This window comes from Streptomyces sp. NPDC101152 (assembly GCF_044768275.1).
Classification (GTDB): Bacteria; Actinomycetota; Actinomycetes; order Streptomycetales; family Streptomycetaceae; genus Streptomyces.
Map to the genome: position 1 here is coordinate 1 of NZ_JBIWPO010000109.1, position 8,241 is coordinate 8,241.

Genomic DNA, 8,241 nt, shown 5'->3' on the forward strand with positions numbered 1-8,241 from the left:
CGCCATCCCGAACTCATTGACGGCTGCCTCACCGAGACCGGACTGACCATCACTTCACACCAACCGAACCCAACCTGAAAAGCTCAGTAGTTCGGGGCAGCTGCTGTCTGAGAAGCAGAAAGCTCGACCCGCGAGGGAAGAATCTCCCTGCTTCAGCTGGGGGAGAAGTCAACGAGGGTCTCATCGCCAAGACCGGGTTCGACTTCCAACCGCCGTAACTGGTGCAGGTGTCCCAGAACACCTGCACCAGTCGGCTGCGCTGGTGCGCCGGCGGTTCGCTGTCCACGGGGCTCGCGAGGGGATCTGCGTCCAGGGCCGGGTCGCTGACCTGGTAGGTCATGTGGGAGAACTCGTCGGCGTTGTCGCACTCGAGACCTGCGGTGATGGTCAGTGAGGGGCGCGGGTTGGGCACCCACTCGCTGGTGGTGCGGGACACGGATTCCACGGTGTAGGTCCAGCCGTATCCCGACACCTTCCTCGGGTCCCGGCCCGGAGCCTGCCGCGCGGCCTGCCCGGAGTGCGTGGTCTGGCCGGTCCGCCCGGCCTGTGTGGAGTGCGTGGGCTGCGTGGAGTCCGTGGACTGCGGCTGAGAGCGGGTGGAGTGGCCGGAACGGCCCGGCGCGGGCCAGAAGACATGGGAGAGGAACGCGAGGAGTGCGAGGACCGCGCAGCCGCCTGCGAGCGCGTAGCCGTTGGTGCGCCGCCGCTGGGTGGGGGCCGGCGAGGAGCGCTGCGCAAGCCCGCGTGTCGCGGCGGCAGGCGCGAGGTGGGTGCTGTCTGCGGTGGGGGCACCACCTGCCGCGCCATCATCTCTTGGGCTGGCTGGGCCGTGTAGGGCACGCCGTGTTCGACGGCGGCGCGGGCGCGGCCGACGGCGGCGTCCGGGTACTGCGCCGGATCCAGCCCTACCGCAAGGGCGAGTCCGACCTGATCCATGGGTGAGCTGGGCGACCAGCGGCAGTCCGCGGCCGCCCTCGATCCCACGCCGTGAGGCTGGGGAGGACGTTCTCTCGCCGTCGTGCAGGCGGTCGGGGCCGATCAATTGAAGGAGGGGGCGACGCTGATCAACCGCCCCGGCTACCGGTGCGGCTTGCGGGACTGATCGGCGCGGGCGCCTGCTCCTCACATCAGGGGATCCCCGAACTGTTCGAGGAGAGCGTCGACCGGCGTGTCATTCGCGGGAGCGGACGCGCCGTTGTGCAGGACCTGCTCCGCCCAGATGACTTTGCCGCGCGACGTGTACCGCGTCCCCCACCGCTGTGCGAACTGCGCCACGAGGAACAGCCCACGCCCGCCCTCGTCCGTGGTTGCCGCCCGACGCAGTCGGGGAGAGGTGCTGGAGCCGTCCGACACCTCACAGATCAGACTGCGTCCGCGCAGCAGGCGCACCTTCACAGGTGGCGATCCGTAGCGGATCGCGTTCGTGACCAGCTCGCTGAGGATCAGCTCTGTGGTGAACGCGGTCTCGTCCAGCCCCCAGCCGCTCAGAACCGTCCTGCACTGGGCCCGCACCGAGGGCACCACCGCCGTGTCGGGGGGAACATCCCACTCGGCCACCGAAGAGGACGGGATCCGCCGGGTCCGCGCCGCCAGCAGTGCGATGTCGTCCGAGAGCCGGGTCGGCTTCAACGCCCCGATCACGGCTTGGCAGGTCTCCTCCGGAGTGCGTTCCCCAGCCCCGGCTCCGCCTAGCGCCCGGCGCAGCTCTTCGAGACCGGCGTCGATGTCACGGGCAGTGTTCTTGACCAGCCCGTCGGTGTACAGGATCAGCTGGGAGCCCTCCGCCAGGTGCACCTCGGCGGCTTCGAAGGGGTAGCCTCCGAGGCCGAACGGGGGAGAGGCCGGCACCTCCGGGCAGACGACCGTCCCGTCCGGGTTCACCACCACGGGGCCGGGATGCCCCGCACGGGCCATCGTGCAGATCCCTGTCACGGCGTCGTAGATGGCATACAGGCACGTCGCTCCGGTCAACCCCGTCCCCTCCTGGTCGTCGGGGGCAGCGCTGGAGTCGTCCTCGTCGTCCAGGCGGGCGACCAGATCGTCCAGCTTTCCAAGGACCTCGTCGACGGGGAGGTCCAGCGTGGCGAAGTTGTGCACGGCGACGCGCAGCCGGCCCATCGTCGCCGAGGCGTGTAGCCCGTGGCCGACGACATCGCCTATCACCAGCGCGACCCGTCCGCCCGGCAGCGGAATGACGTCGAACCAGTCCCCGCCCACTCCCGCCTCCGACGGCAGGTACCGCCAGGCCACCTCCAGGGCGTCCTGCTCCGGCTGGCCCCGCGGCAGCAGACTGCGCTGCAGAGTCACCGTCATCGCGTGCTCGCGGGTGAACCTCCGGGCGTTGTCGATGGCCACCGCCGCCCGCGCGCCGAGCTCTTCCGCGAAGGCCACGTCCTCCGGCTCGAACGCGGGCGAGCCCTCCGTCCGGTAGAAGTGCGCGAGGCCCAGGGGCACCCCGCGCGCCCGCAGCGGCATGGTCACCAGGGAGCGCAATCCGAGTTCCAGAGCCCTTCGAGCGCGTTCCGGATCCTGTTCCTGCCAGCCGTCAGCCTGCCGCAGGTCTGCCTCCAGGACGCCCCGGCCCTGTTCGAGCGCCAGCATCTGCGGAGTCTCGGGCGAGAATGTGATCACTTCACCCAGCCGGTACACCAGCAGCATCCGCTGATCTCCGCTGATCGCGGACCGCAGCAGGTGGCGCCAGCCCTTCGTCGTCGGCTCAGAGCCACGCACCACCGAATCCAGCAGATCCACCGCGACGAGGTCGGCGAACCGGGGCACCGCCACGTCGGCCAGCTCCTGGGCCGTGCGCTCCACATCCAGCGTCGTCCCGATCCGCATCCCCGCCTCGTACAGCAGCTTCAGCTGCCCCAGCGCCACCTCGGCCCGCCCCGACACCACCGCCAGCTCCGTCGTGTCCCGCAACGTCACCACGCTGCCCGCGTCGTCGGCCTCCGGGAACGTGGGCCGTTTGTTCACGGCCAGCAACCGGTCGTTGGCGAGGTACACCTCGTCGGTGACCTTCTCCGGGGATGCGAGCACGCGCGCCATCTGCTCGGGAAGCCCCAGCTCCCGCAGGTGCCGCCCTTGTGCGTCGGCCGGCAGACCCAGTAGCCGCTTTGCCTCTTCGTTGGCCAGCAGCAGCTGCCGGTCCTCGCCGGTGATCAGAACCCCCTCCCGTACCGCGTGCAGCACGGCTTGGTGGTGCTCGTACAGCCGCGCCAGCTCCGCCGGGGCCAGGCCATGCGTCTGCCGCAGCAGTCGCCGGGACACCGCGGTCGTCCCTGCCGCGGCCAGCACCAGCATGATCGCGCCAACGCCCAGGACGATCGGCAGCTGCGGCATCCAGAGTCGCACCACGTTCGTGACGGTGATCCCCGCAGAAACCAGGCCGACGATCCGGCCGCGCGCATCGGTCACCGGGACGACCGCTTGGATGGCCGTCCCCTTGCCCGCCGGCAGAGGCGGACCGCCCGCCTGTTCGACGACGGTACGGCCCTCGAGCGCCGGCTCGATGGTGCCGACGAACTTCTTGCCGATCTCCGAGGGGTAGGGATACGTATACCGGATTCCGTCCGTGCTGAGGACGACGATGAAGTCCATGCCCGCCCGCTTGCGCGCCTGCTCGGCTCTCGGTTGCAGCACGGCGGTCGGATCCGGGCTGCGCAGCGCCAGGCTCACACCGGGGGCGCTGGCGAACGACTGGGCGGCCACCACCGACTCCCGACGCCCCTGCCGCACAGCGTCGCGCCCCGCCTGCAGCATGATGCCCGCCACCGCGGCAACCACCAGCAGCAGCACGATCATGCTCTGAACGAGGAACACCTGCCCCGCCGCGGTGCGCGGGTTCAGGACGGACAGGCGCCGAGTCCGCCGGCCACCGTCTGGCGGAGGACGTGAGGTCCGCAATCGGCTCAGATGTCCTTTCATACACCCTTGATAACACCGCTGCGCAGGCCTGGGATGACTGACGACGCCTGTCCGCAGAGGGTGAACCCGGGGCGAGTAACCGGAGGGCGATGACGGGGACGGCCCGAGCGGCGCGTCGCGTGAGGGGTCTTAGGTACGGCGGGCCGGGCCCAGCACGCGCCTTCCGTCGGCCGGATGGTGGCGCATCCACCGCACATGTCTGATCATCAGGACCGAGCCACGTCGTCCATCCGAGCTCGATGCCTGGTTCCTATCGTTATGATGCATTTTGTGATCGGGTTTGGGTGGCCGTGGCGTCGGCATCCTCTGCGCGGCGGCCTATGGGAAGCGGCCACGCTGTCACCGGTGATCCTCACGGCCCTTATCGCCGCTCTGGCGTTCTCCACTCCACGGCAGATCGCTTTCAGCCGCCTCCTTCCCACCGCTCCCGCTCTCGCCGCCGCCATGTGGCCTGTGCTTCCCACGCTCCTGCTCGGACTGTTCTGCCTCCTGGTCATGATCGGTCTCGGCTTCGTCTACACCGACCTGGGAACGCCCTACACGTCGGCAGCCATCGTCGCGGTCACCCTGGCGGCCGCCTACGCCAGCCATGTCCGGCTGCAGCGCGAAGAGACGCTGTTCCACGTCCGGCTTGTCGCCGAGGCCGCCCAGGAGGTGCTGCTGCGCCCCCTGCCGCGCCGCATGAACAACATCGAGATCGAGGCCCTGTACCTGGCGGCCCAGGAGGAGGCCCGAATCGGTGGTGACTTCTATGAGGCGGCCGACACGCCGTACGGGATCCGGCTCCTCATCGGCGACGTGCGCGGCAAGGGCCTGTCCGCGGTCGGAGCGGCCTCCGCGTTGATCAGCTGCTTCAGGGAAGCCGCGTACGACGAGCCCGGTCTCGGCGGCATCATCCATCGGCTGGAGGTCACCATCGCACGTCACAGTGCCGCCTTCCCCCTCCTGGACCGGCCCGAGCACTTCGCCACCGCCCTCATCACCGAGATCCCCCGGGACGGCGGCCAGGTCAGAATCCTCAGCTGCGGGCACCCGCCACCCCTGCTCGTCCACCAGGGGAAGGCCCGCCTGCTGGAAGCCAGCACCCCCTCGCCGCCGCTCAACCTGACGACGCTCGTCGGCGAGCACCACCGCGTGGACGCCTTCGACTTCACCCCCGGCGATCAGCTGCTCCTCTACACCGACGGGGTGACGGAGGCCCGGGACCGCACCGGCACGTTCTTCCCTCTGCCGGACTGGACTCAGCAGCAGGGCCAAACGCCGCCCCGAGAGCTGCTCGACCGGCTTCACGCGGCCCTGCTCCACTACAGCGGAGGAAAGCTCGACGACGACGTCGCGGCCCTTGTCGTGCGCTGCCCGGACACCTGGGCCAGCGAGTACCGCCTGTAGGTCTATGCGGATTACGTGTGCGCGCCATGTTCGCCTTGGTGAGCCTGGCCTGCACCGTCGCCGACCTACGTCGAATCCTGCTGCCGACCACGCCTTCCGGCTGACTCCGAGCTACCGGGAGCACTCCGCGGGCATGATATCGGCGTCGGCCGGGTGTCCATGGCAGCGTACGGGAGGCTCGCCCTCTCTTCTCAGCCACTGTGCGCAGCGTCTCTGATCAGCTAAGCGATCCCATGCGAACCGTAAGGTTCGGCGTGGATTCTGCCCACCTGGGCGGGGTAGCGTGAGCGTGGAGATGGAATCCCGCGCCGAGTGCTGCTCCGCGTGGCCGCTGGCGGGTGGTGGGGGTGCTGATCGCGGTCATGCCCTGGTGCCGGTGGGCTGCGCGGGGCAGCCGGGGCCGGTCCGTTGGTGCGTGTCCCTCCGGACGCTTTCCGGCCGGGCCCGAGGGCAGGGCCGGGGAGGGAATCCCGCGTCGCCTGGGCGCGGGACGGTTGGAACGCGGCCGGGTAGGGCCGGTCTTGGACCGGTCGTTCCGGCTGGTCTTCGGTGTGGCCGTGATGACTGCCACGGCTTCGAGCTTGTCCACGACCTTGCGGATCACCATGGCGCCGCTGGTCTTGTCCACGACGGTCTTGGTCTGGTGGGTGAGGCCACGCGCGACGATCCGTCGCCATGCGCCCTGGTCACGGTCGTCCTGCCATCGGCAGGACGGGCAGATGGCCCACTTCCAGCCCGGGATGGTGGGCCGGTCAGGGGACTTGCGGTGTCGCAGCGGGGTGAGGCAGTGCGGACAGTGCTTGGAGGTGTTCGCCGGTGGCACGGTCACCACGGCAACGCCGGCCTCGGCTGCGAGGTGTCGCATACGGTCGGCGATCTGCCCGCGCACGGTCTGGGACATGCGGGTGTTCTGGGTGCGGCCCATGCCGCCCGCTTCCATCGACCGCAGGTCTTCCAGGTAGATGACCGTGGCCTGGGCGGCAACGGCCTGGTCCACCGCCCATCGGGCAGCAGCCCAGGCCAACGCGTCGTTGAGGTTCAAGCGGCGCTCCGAGATGCGTCGGATCTCCTCCGTCAGCACGGCCTGTTTGCCGTCCAGGGCCGGGTCGGCGAGACGGGCGTACTGGTCAGTCTTGGCGTGCAGCCGCTCGGACTGCTTCCGGAGGCGGTACTGCTTGGCCAGCACGCCGGAGGCACGGAACTGCGCCCCGGTACCAAGGCCGGTGATCGTGCCGTCCGGGTGGAGCCGGGCCGCACCGGCGGACAGCAGGGTGTTCAGTCCCCAGTCCACACCCAACGCCACGGTGTGGCCAAAGCGCTGGGCCTTGGGCACGGGGTGGGTGTAGGCGAGATCGGCTCGCACCTTCCCGCCGACGATGCGCAAGGTTGGCAAGTGCAGGACGGCGCTCGCGGGAACAGTCGGGGGCAGCTTGATCGTGCAGGCGACCCACGACCAGTCCGCGTACTTCTGGGGGCCGGGCCGGGTGGGAAGCTGCATCCGCAGCAGTACCTTCGTCGGCTCGGTCACGGACCGCTCGATCGACGCTTGCTGCCCGTCACAAGCGGAGAGAAGAAGCATCCGCGCCCCGCGGGGCGCTGGCTCCAGCTCGAACACGTCCACCGGGAGACACCCGTTCTCCCGCAGATACGCAGCGATCTGACGGGTGCGGGAACGGATCACGCTGGACAGCAGGAACTCACCGCCGGGTATCGCGGCCCGCACCGCTTCCCACTCACCCTCGGTACGCTTCTTCGGATCGACAGGCCAGGTGGCCAGAATTCCGGCGACTACATCGGCGCGCCACTTCACCGACCGCAGAGCGCGTCCGGCCTGTTCCTGAGCGACACGGACGATCCGGTCATTGACCTTCACGCCCTCGGGCGCGGCAGTGGTCCAGCCCAGGCGGCGCAGTGCCATCCACGCATTCGACGGAAGCTTCCGTCCCCCGGCGTCCACTCCGGCGGCCAGGGTGGTCACGTCGGTGGTGTTCCAGTGCTCACCGAGCAGGGAAGCGGTCATGCCGGCCGCCAGGTCGGTGCACCAGCCCACGTTGGGCCAGCACGGCAGCGGTAAGGACTTCGCCGCTCTTCTCATCCAGCCCGGCATGGACCAGGGTGCGGGCGCAGGCGGTGCGGGAGGTCTCGCCCTCGGTGAGCGGCAACTTCCGGCTCACCGGGCGCGGCCCCCTTCGCTGCACTGCCCCGACTCGGCCAGCAGACGACGACGGTTGTCCGCACTGCGCATCCCGTACAGCCGCCCGGCGAACGTCGCAGTCAGCGAGACGAAGTCTTCGAGGAGTTCGTCCCGGCCGCCGAGCTTCTTCGGGTGCAGCACCTCCACGTTGACGCCGTACACAGCGAACAGCCGCTTCAGCCAGCCCACACCGAACCGCGCGAGCCGGTCCTCATGCGTCACCCGCACCACGGTCACCGAACCGTCCGCGACCATCGCGATCACCCGGTTCAAGCCTGGCCCGTTCTCCCTCAGACCGGAACCGCGATCCTTGACGACCTTGACGACCGTCCCCATCGAGGTAGCCCGTAACTCCTGCTCCTGGGCCTCCAGCCAGGACTCCTGCCCCGACGAGCCCGACACCCGCGCATACAGCAACTCCAGACGCGGCCGGGAAACGGTGGAGTCACTACCGCGCTTCATGTTCTCCACGTCCACCGAGGAGAACCGGCGCTCACGCCCGACCCAGGTGAACGGGATCTTGCCGTCCAACGCCCACTGGCGAAGCGTCATCGGGTGAATCCCAAGACGCTTCGAAGCCTTGGACATACGCAGCAACTCCACGCGTTCAACAATACATGGCACAACACTAGGGATAACTACTGAGCTTTTCAGGTTGGGTTCGGTTGGTGTGAAGTGATGGTCAGTCCGGTCTCGGTGAGGCAGCCGTCAATGAGTTCGGGATGGCGCTG

General features: G+C 69.2%; 6 protein-coding genes. 2 read left to right on the plus strand and 4 right to left on the minus strand.

The genetic code is table 11. From position 1 onward, the window contains the following. Nucleotides 1–49 precede the first annotated feature (49 nt). On the minus strand, nucleotides 50–436 hold the full coding sequence (locus ACIRVK_RS44790; protein WP_404257823.1) for a hypothetical protein: 387 nt from the start codon (nucleotides 434–436) through the stop codon (nucleotides 50–52). Between the two features lie 377 nt (nucleotides 437–813). On the opposite strand from ACIRVK_RS44790, the gene ACIRVK_RS44795 reads away from it, so the two are divergent. Next, nucleotides 814–942, plus strand: a complete 129-nt coding sequence (locus ACIRVK_RS44795) for a hypothetical protein (protein WP_404257825.1) — start codon at nucleotides 814–816, stop codon at nucleotides 940–942. Between the two features lie 180 nt (nucleotides 943–1,122). Here the strand turns inward: ACIRVK_RS44795 and ACIRVK_RS44800 are convergent, their stop codons facing one another. Beyond that, the gene (locus tag ACIRVK_RS44800) at nucleotides 1,123–3,804 is read right to left on the minus strand and encodes a SpoIIE family protein phosphatase (protein WP_404257827.1); all 2,682 of its coding nucleotides are present in this window, start codon (nucleotides 3,802–3,804) and stop codon (nucleotides 1,123–1,125) included. Nucleotides 3,805–4,272: 468 nt separating this feature from the next. On the opposite strand from ACIRVK_RS44800, the gene ACIRVK_RS44805 reads away from it, so the two are divergent. After that, the gene (locus tag ACIRVK_RS44805; RefSeq protein WP_404257829.1) at nucleotides 4,273–5,316 is read left to right on the plus strand and encodes a PP2C family protein-serine/threonine phosphatase; all 1,044 of its coding nucleotides are present in this window, start codon (nucleotides 4,273–4,275) and stop codon (nucleotides 5,314–5,316) included. 217 nt (nucleotides 5,317–5,533) lie between these two features. Here ACIRVK_RS44805 and ACIRVK_RS44810 read toward each other — a convergent pair whose 3' ends face one another. Both ACIRVK_RS44810 and ACIRVK_RS44815 read right to left on the minus strand, forming a co-directional pair. Further along, nucleotides 5,534–7,411, minus strand: coding sequence for a zinc ribbon domain-containing protein (locus ACIRVK_RS44810; protein WP_404257831.1), 1,878 nt, complete (start codon nucleotides 7,409–7,411; stop codon nucleotides 5,534–5,536). Nucleotides 7,412–7,486: 75 nt separating this feature from the next. Continuing rightward, a complete protein-coding gene (locus tag ACIRVK_RS44815; protein ID WP_404257833.1) occupies nucleotides 7,487–8,098 on the minus strand; it encodes an IS607 family transposase in 612 nt (203 codons plus the stop codon). Nucleotides 8,099–8,241 lie beyond the last annotated feature (143 nt).